This window comes from Paraburkholderia graminis C4D1M, from assembly GCF_000172415.1.
Classification (GTDB): domain Bacteria; phylum Pseudomonadota; class Gammaproteobacteria; order Burkholderiales; family Burkholderiaceae; genus Paraburkholderia; species Paraburkholderia graminis.
This window is the reverse complement of sequence record NZ_ABLD01000008.1, coordinates 140,899-158,866: the sequence shown is the minus strand read 5'-3', so window position 1 is coordinate 158,866 and position 17,968 is coordinate 140,899. Positions and strand designations below refer to the sequence as shown.

Here is a 17,968-nt window from a genome sequence, read left to right as displayed (position 1 = left end):
AAGCAGTTAATAAGGGAGACGATCATGACGAGCAAGCCCACGACACTCGCCACTCCGGCCACCCTGGCCGCCCCGGCTGATCCCGCCGATCCGAGCCGTCGCAAGGTGCTCGCGGCGCTTGCAGGGTCCATCGCATTGTCGGCTTGTGGAGGAGGCGGTGGAGGCGACAGCAATGGCGGCTCCGGCTCAGGCGGATCGCAGCCCGTCGGCACGATTCCGCCCGCCCGTGCGAATCTCCCGCGTCCCGCGCTACCCGATCCCGCTACCTCGGGCATCGACCATGTCGTGCTGGTGACGATGGAAAACCGTTCATTCGATCATCTGCTGGGCTGGGTCCCGAATGCGGAAACCGCGCAGACCGGTCGGAACTTCAAGGACGTGTTCGGCGAAACACACACGCCGTTCGCGCTTGCCACGAACCCCGCGTATGGCTTCCAGGCGTGCTCGTTCGCGGACCCGAATCATTCATACGATGCTGGACGCGTTCATCTCGCCAATGGCGCAATGAACGGCTTCCTGCTCACGGCCGGTACAAGCCTCACGCGCGGCGACCTGCTTCCCATCGGCTATTTCCAGTCCGCGGATCTCGACTTCTATCGCGGCGCAGTCACGCAGTACACCGTGTGCGACTACTACATGAGCGGCATTCTCGCGGACACTTATCCAAACCGCGTGTATCTGCATAGCGGACAAACGGACCGCTTGTCCGACACGCTCGACACCTCGTCGTTGCCGACCATCTGGGACCGTCTCGACGCAAAGAACATTTCGTCGACGTACTACTTCCACGACGTGCCGTTCACCGCGCTTTACGGAACGCGGTACGTGGGCCGCTCAAAGCTCTTCTCCGACTTTCTCTCCGACGCAGCCGCAGGTACTTTGCCCTCGTTTTGCATGGTCGATCCGAGCTTTGGCGGTGAAGCGCAGGGTACGTCGAACGACGATCATCCGCATGCCGACGTGCGCAACGGCCAGGTGCTGCTCGGCCAGATCTACGACGCGTTACGCACGAGCCCGAACTGGAGCAGAACGCTGATGATCCTCGTGTACGACGAGTGGGGCGGTTTCATGGAGCATGTGGCGCCGCCCGTGAAGCCGGTGTCGAGTGCAGAGGCTTCGCTCGGCAACGACGGAAGGCTCGGCTTTCGCGTGCCCTGCATGCTGTTCGGGCCGCGAGTGCGTGCCAATTATGTGTCGCGCTATCCGTTCGATCCGAGTTCGATTCACCAGTTGCTCGCATGGCGTTTCGGTCTCGATCCACTCGGTGTGCGCGCAAGCGATTCGGCGACATTCAATATGGCCTACGCGCTCGACTTTACCGATCCCGCGCGCACGGACGCGCCGGCCATCGCGGTGACACAAGGCACCTTCGGCTCGGCATGCTCGAATCTGTCGACGGCGGGCGCGGGCGCGAGCGGCATTGCGCAACTGGACAAGAGCCAGCTCGTGCCGGATACGGCCATGAGTGCGCCAGGCGGCCGTTTCGCCGAGTTGCGCACGAAGGCGGACGCCCTCGGCTTCCCTGCTTCGAGGTAATGGTTGCGATTGAGAAGATCTGTTAGCCCTGAGTCGCGCGGCGTCAGAACAACTGCTTTTGACCGGACGTGAGCCGTGTAAAGTCGTCGCGCAACAGCGGCAAGATTGCATCCGCAACGGGTTGCAATTGACGCGTGAGATAGTGTTCGTAGTCGATCGCGGAACGCAGCGTTTCGAGCGGCTCGGGGCCGGCAATCGTCATCACATAGCTGATCCAGCCGCCGTTCTGATATTGCAGCGGACGCCCTTGCCGGCGATTGAATTCGTCGGCCACGCGCGCGGCGCGCACGTGCGGCGGCACGTTGCGTTCGTAGTCGCCGAGCGGTCTGCGCAGACGCTTGCGATAGACGAGCTGATCGTCCAGCTTGCCGGCGAGCGTATCGCGCACATAGTCGCGCACGTAATCCTGATACGGCTGCTGCGTGAAGATGCGTCTATAGAGTTCCTGCTGGAACTGCTGCGCGAGCGGAGTCCAGTCGGTGCGAACCGTTTCGAGTCCTTTATAGACGATCTCTTCGCTGCCATCCGCCGATACGGTGAGACCGGCATAACGTTTCTTGCTGCCTTCTTCCGCGCCGCGAATGGTCGGCATGAAGAAGCGCCGGTAATGCCGCTCGAATTGCAATTCGAGTGCGCTGTCGAGTCCGAAGCGCTGTTGTAAATCCTGCCGCCACCACGCGTTGATATGCTCGACGAGCGCGCGTCCGATGCGGCCCGCTTCTTCTTCGTTGTGCGCGTGCCGCAGCCAGACGAAGGTCGAATCCGTGTCGCCGTAAATGACTTCATAACCTTCGGCCTGAATCAGTTCGCGCGTGCGGTGCATGATTTCGTGGCCGCGCATCGTTATCGACGACGCAAGACGCGGGTCGAAGAAGCGGCAGCCGGTCGAGCCGAGCACGCCGTAAAACGCATTCATGATGATCTTCAGCGCCTGCGAAAGCGGCTTGTTCTGCTCGCGTTTCGCGGTTTCTCGGCCTTGCCATACCTGACTGACAATCGACGGCAGACAATGACGCGTGCGTGAAAAACGCGCGCCGAGAAAGCCGGGTACGGACTGATCGTCACCGGGATTCAGCATGCCTTCGACGAGCCCGACAGGGTCGATCAGAAATGTGCGAATGATCGACGGATACAGGCTCTTGTAGTCGAGCACCAGCACCGAATCGTATAAGCCCGGGCGCGAGTCCATCACGAAACCGCCGGGACTCGCGGCGCCCGCCACGTCGCCGATATTGGGCGCGACGTAGCCTTGCCGATGCATTCGCGGCATATACAAATGCGTGAACGCAGCGACGGAGCCGCCGCTGCGATCCGCGGGCAGCCCGGTCACAGTGGCGCGCTCCAGCAGAAACGGCAGCAGTTCCGTCTTCGCGAAGATACGCGTGACGAGCTCGCAATCCTTCAGGTTATACCGGGCGAGTGCGGGCTTGTCCTCGTCGAAGCGGCGCTGGATTTCGTCCATGCGCTGATACGGATTGTCGATGGATTTGCCTTCGCCCAGTACCGTTTGCGACACATGCTCGAGGCTGAACGAGGGAAAGCTCCAGGTGGCCGAACGCAGCGCCTCGATGCCGTCGATAATCAGGCGCCCCGCAGCGCCCGCAAAGTAGTGATTCTGCTTCAGGCCGTGTTCGCGCCACTCCATCACCGCGCCGCCGCGGCCGAGTTTCAAAGGCACGCGGTATTGCTCGGCATGCTGCTGCAGCACACGCAAATCGAATTGCACGAGATTCCATCCGATGATCGCATCGGGATCATGCCGCTCTATCCATGTGTTGAGCTTTTCAAGCAACTGGGCGCGCGTTTCGCAGTATTCGAGGTCGAAGTCGAGTTGGCTCGCATCGCCATTCGGCGGCCCGAGCATGTACACCTGGCGCTGACCGCAGCCTTCCAATGCAATCGAATAGAGTTCGGCATGCACGCTCGTTTCAATATCGAGCGACACGAGTTTCAATGAAGGACGATAGTCCGCGGCCGGTTTCAATTCGCCATTGACGAGCGTACCGTCGCTTTGCGGTTCGCCGCCGAACCACACTGGCGCAGTGATGAAACGCTCCATCATGTAGCGCTCGGGCGGAAAGATGTCGGCTTCATAGACATCCACGCCGCCTTGCTTCAAGCGTCTTTCCTGGCCGGTCAACTGACGATATTGCGGGCAGTAAAGTCCCATTACCGGCCGGTGATGGAAGTCGCGCAGTTCCAGCGGACGCAGATCGAGAGGCGCCTCGCGGCGCAAGATGGATTCGACGCGCTCGCGTTGTTCCGCAGGCACGAATGCCACGGACGTTTGATGGCGCAAACGCACGTGACGGGGCCCGCCGTCGGTTGCCAGCCAGAAATCGACTTCGGTGCCGGCGGGCGTGTCCCGCCAATGCCGCGTCAAAATGAAACCCTGCTCGAGCTTTGTCAAACTCACCACCCTGGATCTTGCGAAAGGCGTGTTGTCGCCTGATGCAATTCTACCGTCGCGCGCAAGCCGCAGCGCGTGATGCCAATGGCACCGTGTCTGCAGCCGCGCGACGTAGCCGGTATGATGAGTTGGCAGCGCTTCTCTCGGCGCGATCCTGCGCCGGTCAGTCTTCTAAAAAAACGGAGTAAATGAAATGACTTTGGGCAAACTTCTGGTAGCCGCTGCGGTTGCCGCAGCGAGTTTCGGCGCGCAGGCGCAAGTTGCCGGCACGCAACCGCTCGGCGTGACTATCGAACAATCGAATGCGCTGCTGAGCGGCTGGAGCGTGAAGAAGAGCATTCTCGGCAAGGCCGTGTACAACGATCAGAATGAGAAGATCGGTTCGATCCGCGATCTGGTGGTGGCGCCGGATGGTTCTCTTTCCGCAGCGATTGTCGCCGCGGGCGGCTTTCTCGGCGTTGCGTCGCATGATGTAGCGGTGCCTATTGCGGCACTCGACGTTCGCTCGGGCAACTTCTATCTTCCGGGTGCGACGAAGGCAGCGTTGAAGGCGACGCCCGAGTTTCAGTACAGCAAGGTGCAGGCGCCGCCGAAGCCGAAGAAGCTGTCGACGCAGTGATGTAAAAGCGGCGTGCGGGCAGGCCGATTAGAAGGGCCGGCCCGCAACTGCTTTACGCCTCCAGGGCGAGCGTGGCGAACGTCCCGAGCCAATGCTCGCCCATGTAGTCTCCGGCCACATGAGGCAGCGCACTTTGCAAGTGACGCTCGGCTGCATCGAGCAATGCCGTGCGTCGTATGTCGCCTGCCGGCAGCGCGCGAGCCAGCGAGCGCTGGCACCAGGCGCGGCTCAGATTGAGACCGTCGAGATGCGCGATCTTGCCGTCGGTGCGGTCCGTTACCGTAACCGGTTCGAATAACGTAGCCGGCTTTTTTGCGCCGAGGTCGGGCAGAAAGCGCCCGAACCAGTCGACGAATTGCGCGGACGGCAACACACGCCGCATCAACTCCGCTTCCATCAGCGAGGGCGAGAGGAATTCGTCGCCGGCGGGCTCCCATGCCTGGCACCCTACGTCGTGCAAAAACCAGCGCTCCGCGGTGTTGACAATCAACGCCTCCAGCGAGCCGCGCGAAGTTTGCCGCGCGAAATCCAGCGTGAGCGCAAGCGCGAACGCCATGTTGAAATGCGTGCCGACGCGCAGCGGATAAGTGGCTTTCGGCAGAAACGTCTCGAAACGTTCGACGAAGATCTCGGTAAGCGGCGCGAAAGTCTTCGACCAGCGCGCGGCATGCGAGAGCTTTGACGAATGCAATTGCGCGCTGAGCGCGAGCAACCAAGCCCAGCCATAAGGCCGCTCGAAGCCCAGGTTATGCGGCAACTCGAGATAAGCGCGTTCCCCGGCTACGTTCGCCGCCGTCAAATGCTCGTCCACCACGGCGACGATACGTTCTGCTTCCGGCAAATCCGGGAAGCGCTCGATAAGATGAAGAACCAGCCAGTAGCCATGCACGCACGAATGCCAGTCGTAGCTGCCATAAAAAATCGGATGCAATGCGCGGGGGCTCTGCACGTCTTGCGGACCGGCCAGCGAATGCGTGAGTTTGTTCGGGTATTCGCGTGTGAGATGAGCGAGCGCGAGATTGGCGAATTTCGACGCGGATTCGCGAGTGAGCAGGGCGGTCATCGGCGGTTCCTCGAGGCGGAATAAGAACAGGCCATTAGTATCGTATTCGCGGCCGACAATAGCAAAGCGGCGAGCGTGGTTCTCTGCCGGATGCATGCTGGATATTCTAGTCGCAGTATCGGGAATGCCGCGATGTTAGCGTTTGCGGCTGCAAACGACGCGCAACTGCAGCTAAAGCTGCGGCGATGGGTTTTGAAGATGCCTGGAGGTGAGCGCAAGCGGACACGGCGTCCAAGCCGCTTTTCTTTCCAGTTCTTTACACCGTTATGGCCGCCTTTATGCGCGTGCTAACGTCGCGCTCCGCTACAAGCAATGCGTCTTTGCACTGACGACACGAAGAAACACGAAGATGGAGCAGTTCTTTATGCGGCGTGCCAGCGCCGTCAATTTCCTGCTGGCGCGCCGACGCCTGTGCCTCGACAAGATTGCGTCCGCAACGGACGTTGACCTGGATCAGCAGCGCGAAGCCGAATTGATCGAGCGTCTGGTACTCGACGTTCGCGCGGGGCGGCTCAGTACATTCGAATTGAAACAGGCGAAAGCCGTTGCAGTGATCGTCACGGATTGAGGCTTCGGCTTGTTGGCGGCGTTAGAAGCGATAGCCGGAGTTCTCCGCCTCTATTGCCTTCTCTTTTCTTACTGGCTGCGCACTGCGCTATAAAGAGGCAATACCCGCTCCTCGAGCATTGCAATCGCCTGAACCGCGAGTTGCGACAGCGTGTGCTTGCTGCTCGTTGCGATGGCGAGCCGGCTGAACAGAGTCGGCTCGGTAATGCGGATCACGCGAAAGCGCCGCTTGAGCGCGTCGCTCACGGTTGCGTTGAGCGGCAGCACCGCATAGCCGATGCCTTCGCTGACCAGATCGAGAATCGACGACACGGCGTCTACTTCGAGTTCGATATTGAGTCTCACGCCTTGTTCGGCCGCAACCGATTCGAGCATGCGCCGGATTGCATGCATGCGGCCCGGAATGACGAGCGGATAGCGTGGAATGTCGCGCAGTGCAATTGTTTTCACCATCTCGCGCGCGGACTTTGCAGCGGGTTTGCCGTCATCCGCGCCGATCAGAAAGAGTTCCTCGGTAAAGACAGTGCGCTTGTCGATTAGCGGTGTGTCGAACGTGTCGTAGAGAACCGCGGCGTCCACTCGGCCCATCATCAACCATTCGATCAGGTAGGTCGACAGTCCCTCGGCAACGGAAATAGTCGCGCCCGGAAACGACGTACGAAAACTGCGCACGAGTTCATGGGTGGCGACTTTCGCGAAGCTCGGCGTAATGCCGATGCAAAAGTGCCCGCCGACGGTGCCGCGCAATTCGTCGAGATCCTGTGACGCGCGCTGCACCTGCGAAAGAATTCCTTTGGAATGAGCGAGCATTCGCTGACCCGCCGGCGTGAGCGTGACGCCGCGGCCATTGCGTTCGAGCAGCGTGTGACGCAATTCGACTTCGAGTTGCCGCACGAGCCGGCTGAGTGCCGGCTGATTGGTGTCGAGCGTAATCGCAGCGCGCGTAAAGCTGCCAAGTTCGGCGACGTGCACAAACGCTTCCAACTGCTTGAGGTCCATGATGAGAGCTATGTGAAAAACACATATCAGCTAGTTTGGTATAGCGATTGTATCGAGCCGCGCGTGCCGCCACAATCCGCTTACTCCAGCTTACATACGCAGCCGCACTCAGCCGCGCCGCAGCCGCCGCAAGCAGCCGCGCCGCGGCCACCAGAACCAGATAGAGACGAAGCACATATGAAATCCTGCTTGCCGCCCGATCCCCATCCTGTCCGTCCCGCGCAGCGACTGCCCGCCGGCGCCTGCGACGCGCATTGTCATGTCTTTGGTCCCGCCGACGTTTTCCCGTATGCGCCCGATCGCAGCTACACGCCGCCCGACGCGCCTTTCGAGCAACTCGTCGCGCTGCACGATTTTCTCGGCGTGAGCCGCGGCGTGATCGTGCAGGCGAGCTGTCATGGCACCGACAACACCGCGATGCTCGACGCGATTGCCCGAAGTGACGGCCGTTATCGCGGCGTCGCGATCGTCGACGGCGATGTGACCGATGCGCAACTCGCCGACCTCGACGCGCGCGGTGTGCGAGGCGTGCGTTTTAACTTCGTCGCTCATCTTGGCGGCGCGCCGGATCTCGATGTGTTCGACCGTGTACTCGAACGCATCGAGCAACTTGGCTGGCATGTCGTGTTACATCTGGACGCGCAGGACATTCTGCAATACGCGGAGCGGATCGCGCGCATCAAGGTGCCGTTCGTGATCGATCACATGGGCCGTGTGCGTGCCGAAGCGGGACTCGATCAGCAGCCCTTTCGCCAACTGCTCGATCTCATGCGCAATCCGCTCGCATGGGTCAAGGTATGCGGTTCCGAGCGCGTTTCGGCAGGCTACCGGCCGTTCGACGATGCGATTCCATTCGCGCAAGCACTCATCGACGCCGCGCCGGACCGGGTACTGTGGGGCACCGATTGGCCGCATCCGAATATCAGCAAGGACATGCCGAACGACGGCGAACTGGTCGACCTGCTGTTCCGTTTCTGCCCCGACGAGGCATTGCGCGAAAAGCTGCTGGTGACGAATCCCGCGCGGCTTTACGGCTTTCGCTCATAACAGTTGACGCTGTACCGGTATCGAGAACTGCCGCATCAGATGGCAGCTCTGTGGAAAGCGACCTGTATATATATCGGCTTTCCGCTCACTATTCCCGATGGAGACAAAGATGATCAGCACTAATGCCCGCGTTATTCGACCCGGAGCGGCTTCATGAGCGAGAGCGCCGTCATGACCTCGTCCGCGTCCGGCGCAAGGAAGCCGTTCTATCGTACGCTTTACTTTCATGTGTTCGTCGCGATCGTTATTGGCGTGCTGCTTGGGCATTTCGCGCCGTCGCTTGCGGTGAAGATGAAGCCGCTTGGCGACGCGTTCATCAAGCTGATCAAGATGGTGATCGGGCCGATTATCTTCTGCACCGTCGTGACCGGCATTGCCGGAATGGGCGACATGAAGAAGGTCGGGCGAGTAGGCGGCAAGGCGCTGCTCTACTTCGAAATCGTGTCGACGCTCTCGCTCGTGGTCGGGCTCGTGGCAGGACATGTCTTTCATCCTGGCAGCGGTTTTAACCTGAATCCGGCCACCATCGACACGAAAGCTCTCGCCGGTTATACGACTGCGGCGCATCAGCAGAATACAGTCGAGTTCCTGATGCACATTATTCCCGACACCGTCACAGGCGCTTTTGCGTCGGGAAATGTACTGCAAATCCTGCTGATTTCCGTGCTGTTCGGTGCTGCGCTTGCCGCCACGGGAGAGCGCGGGCGCCCGCTCATCGCAATGATCGACTATTTCGCGCATACCTTTTTCGGCATCGTGCACATCATCATGAAAGTGGCCGCGATCGGCGCTTTTGGCTCGATTGCGTTCACGATCGGCACGTACGGGATCGGCGCGGTCGTGCCTTTGCTGAAACTGATCGGCGCCTTCTATGCGACGCTGTTCGTATTCGTGATCGTGGTGCTCGGCGCGATTTCGCGGCTACTCGGTTTCAGCATTCTGCGCTTCATGAGTTATATCCGCGAAGAGATCCTGATTGTGCTGGGCACGAGTTCTTCCGAGGCCGCGCTGCCGCAGATGCTCGAAAAACTCGAGCGTCTTGGCTGCTCCAAATCGGTTGTCGGACTCGTCATTCCGGCCGGCTATTCATTCAATCTCGACGGCACTAACATCTATCTGACGATGGCCGTGCTTTTTATCGCGCAGGCATTCAACATCGAGCTCAGCCTCATGCAGCAATTGACGCTGGTCGGCGTGGCGATGCTGACGTCGAAAGGAGCGAGCGGCGTGGCCGGCGCCGCATTCGTGATGCTGACTTCGACGTTACTGGTTTTCCCGCTCATTCCAGTGTCCGGCATGGTGCTGATTCTCGGCATTCACCGTTTCATGGGTACAGGTCTCGCGATTGTGAACACGATCGGCAACGGTGTCGCGACGCTCGTCGTCTCCGCGTGGGAACACGAGCTCGATCGATCGAAGCTCAATGCAGGCATGTCGCGCCGACGCACGGATTAAGCGCAGGAATTGACGGTCTAGCCGCCGAATACATTGCAGTGTCCTGATGACTGCGAGTGCATCCGCGCACGCAGCAGGGGACGCTTGCATTCAAAAAATAGAAACTGGTCTGGAGACATGATTCATGTGGACAAAAACAAATGCCATGCGCCGCATGCTGCACGTGAACGCTGCGTGCATTGCGACGGCTCTTTCGATGGCGGCGAGCGGCACCGCGCACGCCGATTCTTCACAAGCCACGGCGTCCGTGTCTTCATCGTCGGTGCAGATTTACGGCCTGATCGGCATGTACGTCGACAGTTCCAAACTCAGCACGACACGCTCGAGTACGGTGCAGATGGGCGGCGGCGGAATGACGACATCGTTTTGGGGCATTCGCGGCCGCGAGGACATTGGCGGCGGCAACGCGGTGATCTTCAGCCTCGAAAGTTTCTTCCGGCCGAATACCGGGCAGATGGGACGCAATACGACTGACGGGCTATTTTCACGCAACGCCTATGTGGGACTTACCGGCGCATACGGCACGTTCAAGTTTGGCGAGCAAACCAACCCGACGTATATCAACCAGCAACTCGTCAATCCGTTCGGTTCTTCCGTTGTTTTTTCGCCGTTGATCGTGCAGTCGTACACGGCGAGCTATAGCAACACGGTGATTGGCGATACGGTCTGGCAAAACGCAATCGAGTACGTTTCGCCAAATTATGGTGGGCTCACGGGCACCGCGATTTATAGCGTAAGCAGCACGACGGGGCACCAGGGGCGCGACAATATCGGCCTGCATTTGACCTACGCAAAAGGACCGCTCACGGCGGTATTTTCCGCGCAACGCGTACGCACTGCGGCGGTTGCGCCGTCAAGCGGTCAGTACCTTTATCTCGCGGGAGCCGCGTATGACGCGAGGTTCATGAAGGTCTACGGCGCCGCGCAAATGACCAGCAATAACAATGTGGAGACCGGCTCGCACACTTATGAACTGGGCGTTTCGGTGCCGCTCACGCCGTCGAACGTGATACTCGCCGAGTGGGCGCGCACCAAACACAGTGCGCCGCTGAATCACAGCAACGTGCGCAACACGGCGAGCCTTGCTTACGAGTACATTCTGTCGAAACGCACGTTCGTCTATACCGTCTATTCATACGACAAACTCACGGCGAATCCGTCAGGCAGCACATATGGCGTTGGAATGCAGCACACCTTCTAGGTGCGATGAAACAGTCCGCCTTATGCGCTGCTGCCTGGTTCCGCGCGCCGTGCGTTGTTGCACGAGAACAGACGCGCGAACAGGCCCCGCGACGTTTGCGGCGCTTCGGCGACTTCCATTGCGTTACGCCACCAACGCTCGCCACGATGCGGCGCTGTGAGGTCGAGCCGCTCGCCCATGCGAGGTGTGGAAAGCGCGACGCCGCGCGCAGCGGCGAGACCCAGCACGCGCTCGAACGGGTCGTACCACCGGTGCATCGCGAGATCGAACGTGCCGTTGTGAATGGGCACAAGCCAGCGGCCACGCAAATCGACGTGTGCCTGTACCGTCTCTTCCGGCTGCATGTGGACGTACGGCCATTGCGCGTCGTACGCGCCGGTTTCGACGAGCGCGATGTCGAACGGACCGAGGCGTTCGCCGATAGTCCTGAAGCCGTCGAAGTAGCCCGTGTCGCCGCTAAAGAACACGCGCAAATCGTTATCGACGATAACCCACGACGCCCACAGCGTGCTGTTGCCGTCGAACAGGCTGCGCCCCGAGAAATGCTGGCCAGGCGTTGCGGTGAATGCGATCCCGTCGATCTCCACGCTTTGCCACCAGTCCAGTTGACGCACCTTGCCCGCGTCGATACCCCATTCGATAAGCCGGTCGCCGACGCCGAGCGGCGTGACAAAGAGCTTTGTCGTAGCGGCAAGCGCGAGCACTGTTTCGTGGTCCAGATGATCGTAGTGGTCGTGCGAAAGAATCACGCCGGCAAGCGGCGGCAGATCTTCGAGCGCAATAGGCGGCGCATGAAAACGTTTGGGACCGAAGCGCCGAAATGGTGAAGCGCGTTCTGCGAACACCGGATCGGTCAACCAGAACTCGCCGCGCAACTTGAGCAGCACGGTCGAATGTCCGAGCCGGTAAAGGCTTCTATCCGGCGCCGCATCGAGATCCTCGCGCGTCAATCTGTCGACCGGCAAGGTGGCCAGCGGCACCGTGCCCGACGGCTTGTTGAGCAGCACATTCCACGCAATGCGCAAGGTCTTGCCGAATCCTTCGACAGGACGCGGCTTCACGTTGCGAAAGCGCTCGCCGTCATGCTGCGCCGACAGCGCGGACAACTCGCGTCCGCGCCTCGCGGCAGCGAAACCCAAAGTCCGGCTGATGGAGTCGAGGAGCGATGTCATGTGTGGCGTCCCGAGTTGGAAAGTAGACTGAGCAGTGTACTTTATAATCTCGAAAAGTAAACTGCACAGTGTAAAATTTCCGGATGGACCCCACAGTCACTCACCAACGCCTCACCGACCGCAAGCGTGTCGCCGTCATTAACGCGGCAATCGAGGAATTTCTGGCAGCCGGTTTCGACGCCACCAGCATGGACCGCATCGCCGCGCGCGCGAATGTATCGAAGCGCACGGTGTACAACCATTTCCCCAGCAAGGAAGCGCTCTTCGCCGAAATACTGCGGCAGTTGTGGGACGCGAGTCACGCCGGCGAGACACTCGCGTATCGGGCGAGCGTCCCGTTGCGCGAGCAACTAATCGAACTTTTAGTGCGCAAACTGCGGCTTATCAACGACGAAGCGTTCCTCGCGCTCGCGCGCGTTGCGATCGCCGCGGGCATTCATTCGCCCGAACGCGCGCGCGATATGGTCGCGCGTCTCGGCGAACGCGAGGAAGATCTGACCGTGTGGATACGCGCGGCCGCAGCCGACCAGCGTCTGCGAATTGCAGACCCTGTGTTTGCCTCGCATCAGTTGCAAGGGCTCGTCAAGGCGTTTGCGTTCTGGCCGCAAGTGACGATGGGACAGCCGCCGCTCAGCGAGACCGAGCAGCAGACAATCGCCGAATCCGCGGCGGATATGTTTCTCGCGCGCTACGCGTAAGCGGCGAGCGTTTTATCGCGCAACAACGCATTCAACTGCCGCGCGATTAAACAGGTTCTTCCGGCACGTCGAACAGACTGTCATCCACATTCACTTCAAGCGCACACTCGTTCTGGTTCGGGGACGAGCTTTTCAATTCCGCAAAACGCGTCTGTACAGTCGCTTTGAGCCGCTCCTGAATCGTCCTGCGCTTGATGGTGTCCATCGCTGCATACCGGTTTATCTGCGCCTGAGAAAACCGGAGCGTCGCGGCGCAACGCGTATCGAGCGATGTATCGCCGTGCGATTGCAGAACCCACGCCAACTGCATGTAAAACGTGGCGCCTTCATCGTAGGTAATGACACTCGGCGATTTCGGCGATTCAAAGGCGCTCGCGAGCGCCAGTTCTATTTCCTCGATCCGCTGCTGTCGGTCCGTTTCGCGCATGACTGACCTCGCATAGTGTGGGTTCGTAGGGCGGCGTCGTCAAAGCGGGCGCAACTCATGCATGGGTTCCGATTATGCGTTGCCGTCCTTACTCTGCAATGCGAACTCGCAAACATCGAACCATGTACGCGAGGATGCAGTGGACTGCGCGTTCGCGGACGCAATAACCGACGCGAGCGCACGCCGCATACGGGTTGCGCTTTTTACACAGGATTGCAACTTGTACAGGGACAGAAGGCGGTCGCATATTGCGAAGCCGTGTCGCGTCGGCATGTCGATCATGCGTCCTGTTTCAAGGCGCTCTGTGAGGCAATCAATCGCCGGCGTCCGCACGATTTGTCGAAGCGATCGCGCGTCGCCGACGGCGAGAAGCGCGATGCCCGACGCTCACGACCCGTGAGGAGAGGATGATGGAACGAGTTCTAGGCAAGGCAATGGTCGCGGTATTGATCGCGGCGCTGGCAGGCGGCACGTTCGGATGCAAACGCTCCGGCTCGAACGATACGGCGGGAACGGCCGGCATGAGCGGGCCGGCTGCCACGAGCAATAGCGTCGCGCCGCCGATGGGAGGCGCATCCGCGGCGAGCCAGTAAGCTTGCAAAGCCGGCGTTTGGTTGGCGTCATCGCGCGGCAAACGGCGAGTACATGGAGCGGCTCCACGCCATCGCCACGCACGAAGGAATGACATGCGCGCAATGGTGTTCGACGGAAGCGCTGCGGTGCTGCATGAGCGCGACATGTCCGATCCGCAACCGGCGGCTGGCCAGTTGCTGATCGACATTCACGCGTGCGGCGTGTGCCGAACGGATTTGCATGTCGTCGACGGAGAACTCGCGCATCCGAAGCGGCCCATCATTCCCGGACATGAGATCGTGGGAACGGTGGCGGCATTGGGCAACGACGTCGCCGGGTTCCAGGTGGGCGATCGCGTCGGCGTGCCGTGGATCGGCCACACCTGTGGCCACTGCCGCTATTGCACGAGCGGCCGCGAAAATCTGTGCGACGCGCCGGGCTTCACCGGCTATACGATCGACGGCGGTTACGCGGAGCGCACGGTCGCCGATGCCCGCTATTGCCTGCATCTACCCGAGCGCTATTCCGATCTCGAAGCAGCACCGCTGCTATGCGCCGGCCTGATCGGCTATCGCACACTGAGCATGGCAGGCGATGCGCGCGCAATCGGCATCTACGGGTTCGGCGCGGCCGCGCATATCGTCGCGCAGGTGGCGCTGCACCAGGGCCGCACGGTGTTCGCGCTGACGCGTCCGGGCGATACCGCCGCGCAGCAGTTCGCGTTGCGGCTCGGGGTGCACTGGGCCGGCGGCAGCGACGAGACGCCGCCCGAACGACTCGACGCGGCGCTCATCTTCGCGTCGGCCGGGCCGCTCGTGCCCGCTGCATTGAGGGCCGTGACGAAGGGCGGCGTTGTCGTGTGCGGCGGCATTCATATGAGCGACATTCCGTCGTTCCCATACGATCTGTTGTGGGGCGAACGGCGCGTGTGTTCGGTTGCCAACCTCACGCGCGCCGACGGTCATGCCTTCATGCAACTCGCGGCGCGAATGCCGTTGCAAATCGAAACCACGCCTTATGCGCTCGCGGATGCAAACCGGGCACTCAACGATCTGCGCGACGGCAGACTAAGCGGCGCGGCGGTGTTGCGCATGCGCTGATTGCGCGAACGCGTTATCGACCCGGCGACGCGCGTCGATGCTTGCCGCGCGCGGGATCTTTTGCACCCAGCATTTCCTTATCGCGAGCCAACGCCGCGCGCAGACGCGGCACGATGAAATCGATAAAACTACGCGTTTTCAGCGGCAATTTCCCTTGTCCCGCATGCATGACGCTCACCGGTATCGGCTCGGGTTCGAACTCGCGCAGCACCAGTTTCAGTTTTCCTTCACTGACCGCGCTTGCTGCCTGATACGACAGCACGTTTGTCAGACCGACGCCGGCGATGGCCGCATCGATCGCCGCTTCAACCGTATTGACCGACAGCCGTGCACGAATCGGCACGGTCTGCTGCGGGGCCTGGTGTCCGCCAAACTCCCACACGTAACTCGAAGGCAACGCGTCCGAAACGATGCATGAGAAGCGCGCCAGATCGGCAGGCGTTTGCGGCTCGCCGGCTTGCGCAAGGTACTGCGGACTTGCGCACACGACGCGGCCCACGGTGCCCACCTGCGTCGCGACCATGCTGCTATCGGGCAGCTTGCCGATGCGCAGCGCGACGTCGATATGCTCGTCCAGCAGATGCAGGTTGCGATCCGCGAGCACGAGCCGCACGGTTATCTCCGCAAACGCCGCGAGAAAGTCGCTGACGACGGGCAGCATATGCAACCGTCCGAAGACGACAGGCGCTGTCACCACGAGTTCTCCGCGCGGCGCGCTGTACTCGCCCGCAGCGGCACTCTCGGCCTCGCTCACCTGCTCGAGAATCTGCTTGCAGGCCGCGAGATAGGCGACGCCCGCGTCGGTGAGCGTGAGCTTGCGTGTCGATCGAACGAGAAGACGCGCGTTGAGATGCGCCTCCAGCTCCGCGACTTTGCGGCTTACCGTGGGCAGCGGCATGCGCAGCTTGCGGCTGGCAGCGGAGAAGCTGCCGCTTTCCGCCGCGGCCACCAGAATCGACATTGCTTCAAGACGGTCCATGAACGCGCATGCTCATCGAGTTGAATCGATGCAAAATACCGGATTGCCGCGAGTTCTGGAAGAGCGGCAATACGATTGTGCCGAGCATAAGTGCACCGTGCCCGGCAAATGGACGCGAGCGCTACAATCGTCATTACATATAGCGCGATAAAGGAGACACAGCATGACAACGCTTCAGCCGATCAGCCGCTACCCCGTGCCCGATCCCGGCGAATGGCCCGACGACATCCGTGCGCGCATTCTCGAAGTGCAGCAGAAAGCCGGTTTCGTGCCGAATGTATTTCTGACGCTCGCGCATCGGCCGGATGAGTTTCGCGCGTTCTTTGCGTACCACGACGCGTTAATGCTGAAGGAAGGCGGCCTCACCAAAGGCGAGCGCGAAATGATCGTGGTGGCCACGAGCGCGGTGAACAATTGCCTGTATTGCGTGGTCGCGCATGGCGCGATCGTGCGCATCTACGAAAAGGCGCCCTTGCTCGCGGACCAGCTTGCCGTCAATCATCGCAAGGCGGACATTACCGCGCGGCAAAACGCCATGCTCGACTTTGCATTGAAGGTGTGCCGCGAATCGGGCAGCGTCGATGAAGCCGACTTCGAGCTTCTGCGCGAACACGGCTTCTCCGACGAAGACATCTGGGACATTGCTGCGATCACGGCATTTTTCGGCTTGTCGAATCGCATGGCCAATGTCATTTCGATGCGTCCCAACGACGAGTTCTATTTGATGGGCCGCGTGCCGAAAGCCGCATCGAATACTGCTTCAAAATAGGCTTATTCTGCGCTATGCCGTTTATGCGCTCGCCGGTTCGGAACGGAGGGCGGGCGTGGGCAGTGCGGTATCGTCAATGGGAAAGTGCAGCAACGCGGCGATAAGTCCGCTCGCCACCGTCGCTTGCCACAGCAGCGAATACGAGCCCGTCAGATCGAATACGACGCCGCCTAGCCACGCGCCGAGAAACGAACCGATCTGATGGCTCAGAAAGCACACGCCGAACAGGCTGCCAAGATGCCGCGTGCCGAATACTTTCGCGACGAGTCCGCTCGTCAGCGGAACCGTACCGAGCCATGTGAGGCCCATTACCGCTGCGAATAGCACCACGCTGACGGCACTTTTCGGCAGCAGGAAGAATGCGCCGATCGTCGCGCTGCGAATCAGATAGAGCCAGCCAAGCACGTGATGCTGCCGGAAGCGGCCACCAAGCCAGCCACAACCCCAACTGCCGACCATATTGAACAGACCGATCAGCGCGAGTGCGGTTGCGCCGAGTCCGATCGGCATATGGCACAGCGACAGATAGCCAGGCAAGTGTGTGGCGATAAATGCGAGCTGGAATCCGCAGGTAAAGAAGCCGAGCGTGAGCAGCCGGTAGCCGCGATGTCGCGCGGCTTGTGCGAGCGTATCGCGTAACGGCGCAGCGGGAGGTTCATGCCGCGGTGCTCCTATAGGCGCGCGACGGTCCAATACGATGCCGAGCGGGGCGACCATCAGCATCACGAAAGCGAGCACGAAGAGCGACGTCGCGATGCCGGCATGAAGCCGGATACCTTGCACCAGCGGCACCATCAATACTTGCCCGACAGAGCCGCCTGCGCTGACAAGACCCATCGCCATGCTGCGTTTTTCGGGCGACGCAACGCGGCCGACCGCCGGCAGCACCACGCCGAACGTGGTGCAACTCACGCCAATGCCGACCAGCAGACCCATGCCGACGATCAGCAACGGGCCGCTCGGCGTAGCGGCCGCGAGTCCCAGGCCCGCTGCAAAAGTCGTCGCGCCGAATGCGACCACCGGCGCGGAACCATAGCGATCTGCGGCCGCGCCCGCGAACGGTTGCGCGAAGCCCCACACGAGATTGTGCAGTGCGATCGCGAATGCGATCAGCGTGACGGGCAAGCCTCGATCGAACGAAAAAGGCCCGATGAAGAGCCCGAACGTTTGCCGGATGCCCATTGCCGCGCTGAGAACAAGCGCGGCGGCGAGAATGACGAGCGTCGTGTGATTGAACGCGGGCGTGAAGCGTTTGCTACTGGTGGTCGACATGTCCTGATCTCCTTTGACACAATGGTCGCAGCGAGTATCAGAAGCGGCAAAAGAAAAATTTTTGATGACAGATGAATGCCG

At 60.8% G+C, this 17,968-nt stretch carries 17 protein-coding genes; 10 read left to right on the top strand and 7 right to left on the bottom strand.

Annotation, left to right across the window (positions count from 1 at the left end):
• Positions 1-24: 24 nt before the first annotated feature.
• Complete coding sequence (locus BGRAMDRAFT_RS16160) at positions 25-1,536, top strand: alkaline phosphatase family protein (RefSeq protein WP_006049858.1); 1,512 nt, start codon at positions 25-27, stop codon at positions 1,534-1,536.
• Positions 1,537-1,579: 43 nt separating this feature from the next.
• Here the strand turns inward: BGRAMDRAFT_RS16160 and BGRAMDRAFT_RS16155 are convergent, their stop codons facing one another.
• Positions 1,580-3,946, bottom strand: a complete 2,367-nt coding sequence (locus BGRAMDRAFT_RS16155) for a DNA polymerase II (protein ID WP_006049857.1) — start codon at positions 3,944-3,946, stop codon at positions 1,580-1,582.
• A gap of 193 nt (positions 3,947-4,139) precedes the next feature.
• On the opposite strand from BGRAMDRAFT_RS16155, the gene BGRAMDRAFT_RS16150 reads away from it, so the two are divergent.
• The gene (locus BGRAMDRAFT_RS16150) at positions 4,140-4,565 is read left to right on the top strand and encodes a PRC-barrel domain-containing protein (protein WP_006049856.1); all 426 of its coding nucleotides are present in this window, start codon (positions 4,140-4,142) and stop codon (positions 4,563-4,565) included.
• A gap of 52 nt (positions 4,566-4,617) precedes the next feature.
• On the opposite strand, the gene BGRAMDRAFT_RS16145 is transcribed toward BGRAMDRAFT_RS16150, so the two are convergent.
• Positions 4,618-5,628, bottom strand: a complete 1,011-nt coding sequence (locus tag BGRAMDRAFT_RS16145) for a DUF2891 domain-containing protein (RefSeq protein ID WP_006049855.1) — start codon at positions 5,626-5,628, stop codon at positions 4,618-4,620.
• Between the two features lie 349 nt (positions 5,629-5,977).
• Between BGRAMDRAFT_RS16145 and BGRAMDRAFT_RS16140 the strand changes: the two genes are divergently transcribed.
• Complete coding sequence (locus BGRAMDRAFT_RS16140) at positions 5,978-6,196, top strand: hypothetical protein (RefSeq protein ID WP_232292281.1); 219 nt, start codon at positions 5,978-5,980, stop codon at positions 6,194-6,196.
• Positions 6,197-6,264: 68 nt separating this feature from the next.
• Here BGRAMDRAFT_RS16140 and BGRAMDRAFT_RS16135 read toward each other — a convergent pair whose 3' ends face one another.
• Positions 6,265-7,194: a LysR family transcriptional regulator gene (locus BGRAMDRAFT_RS16135; RefSeq protein WP_006049853.1), complete on the bottom strand. Its 930-nt coding sequence runs from the start codon at positions 7,192-7,194 to the stop codon at positions 6,265-6,267.
• Positions 7,195-7,371: 177 nt separating this feature from the next.
• Here BGRAMDRAFT_RS16135 and BGRAMDRAFT_RS16130 point away from each other — a divergent pair, with 177 nt between their 5' ends.
• The 3 genes from BGRAMDRAFT_RS16130 (at position 7,372) to BGRAMDRAFT_RS16120 (ending at position 10,897) form a co-directional block, all read left to right on the top strand.
• Complete coding sequence (locus BGRAMDRAFT_RS16130; RefSeq protein ID WP_006049852.1) at positions 7,372-8,241, top strand: amidohydrolase family protein; 870 nt, start codon at positions 7,372-7,374, stop codon at positions 8,239-8,241.
• A gap of 153 nt (positions 8,242-8,394) precedes the next feature.
• Complete coding sequence (locus BGRAMDRAFT_RS16125; protein ID WP_006049851.1) at positions 8,395-9,696, top strand: dicarboxylate/amino acid:cation symporter; 1,302 nt, start codon at positions 8,395-8,397, stop codon at positions 9,694-9,696.
• 124 nt (positions 9,697-9,820) lie between these two features.
• On the top strand, positions 9,821-10,897 hold the full coding sequence (locus BGRAMDRAFT_RS16120) for a porin (RefSeq protein ID WP_006049850.1): 1,077 nt from the start codon (positions 9,821-9,823) through the stop codon (positions 10,895-10,897).
• Positions 10,898-10,917: 20 nt separating this feature from the next.
• On the opposite strand, the gene BGRAMDRAFT_RS16115 is transcribed toward BGRAMDRAFT_RS16120, so the two are convergent.
• On the bottom strand, positions 10,918-12,069 hold the full coding sequence (locus BGRAMDRAFT_RS16115; protein WP_006049849.1) for an MBL fold metallo-hydrolase: 1,152 nt from the start codon (positions 12,067-12,069) through the stop codon (positions 10,918-10,920).
• An 83-nt stretch (positions 12,070-12,152) separates the two neighbouring features.
• Here BGRAMDRAFT_RS16115 and BGRAMDRAFT_RS16110 point away from each other — a divergent pair, with 83 nt between their 5' ends.
• A complete protein-coding gene (locus BGRAMDRAFT_RS16110; RefSeq protein ID WP_006049848.1) occupies positions 12,153-12,767 on the top strand; it encodes a TetR/AcrR family transcriptional regulator in 615 nt (204 codons plus the stop codon).
• A gap of 46 nt (positions 12,768-12,813) precedes the next feature.
• Here the strand turns inward: BGRAMDRAFT_RS16110 and BGRAMDRAFT_RS16105 are convergent, their stop codons facing one another.
• Complete coding sequence (locus BGRAMDRAFT_RS16105) at positions 12,814-13,194, bottom strand: DUF3022 domain-containing protein (RefSeq protein WP_006049847.1); 381 nt, start codon at positions 13,192-13,194, stop codon at positions 12,814-12,816.
• A 410-nt stretch (positions 13,195-13,604) separates the two neighbouring features.
• On the opposite strand from BGRAMDRAFT_RS16105, the gene BGRAMDRAFT_RS16100 reads away from it, so the two are divergent.
• Together BGRAMDRAFT_RS16100 and BGRAMDRAFT_RS16095 are read left to right on the top strand one after the other, a co-directional pair.
• Positions 13,605-13,787 carry a hypothetical protein gene (locus BGRAMDRAFT_RS16100; RefSeq protein ID WP_006049846.1) on the top strand — a complete coding sequence of 61 codons (183 nt, stop codon included), beginning with the start codon at positions 13,605-13,607 and terminating at the stop codon, positions 13,785-13,787.
• Positions 13,788-13,880: 93 nt separating this feature from the next.
• Positions 13,881-14,867, top strand: coding sequence for a zinc-dependent alcohol dehydrogenase family protein (locus BGRAMDRAFT_RS16095; RefSeq protein WP_006049845.1), 987 nt, complete (start codon positions 13,881-13,883; stop codon positions 14,865-14,867).
• A gap of 13 nt (positions 14,868-14,880) precedes the next feature.
• Here the strand turns inward: BGRAMDRAFT_RS16095 and BGRAMDRAFT_RS16090 are convergent, their stop codons facing one another.
• Complete coding sequence (locus BGRAMDRAFT_RS16090) at positions 14,881-15,846, bottom strand: LysR family transcriptional regulator (RefSeq protein WP_006049844.1); 966 nt, start codon at positions 15,844-15,846, stop codon at positions 14,881-14,883.
• 163 nt (positions 15,847-16,009) lie between these two features.
• On the opposite strand from BGRAMDRAFT_RS16090, the gene BGRAMDRAFT_RS16085 reads away from it, so the two are divergent.
• Positions 16,010-16,615 (top strand): peroxidase-related enzyme, encoded by a 606-nt coding sequence (locus BGRAMDRAFT_RS16085; protein ID WP_006049843.1) that lies wholly within the window; start codon positions 16,010-16,012, stop codon positions 16,613-16,615.
• A 21-nt stretch (positions 16,616-16,636) separates the two neighbouring features.
• Here the strand turns inward: BGRAMDRAFT_RS16085 and BGRAMDRAFT_RS16080 are convergent, their stop codons facing one another.
• Positions 16,637-17,887, bottom strand: coding sequence for an MFS transporter (locus BGRAMDRAFT_RS16080; protein WP_006049842.1), 1,251 nt, complete (start codon positions 17,885-17,887; stop codon positions 16,637-16,639).
• Positions 17,888-17,968: the final 81 nt, after the last annotated feature.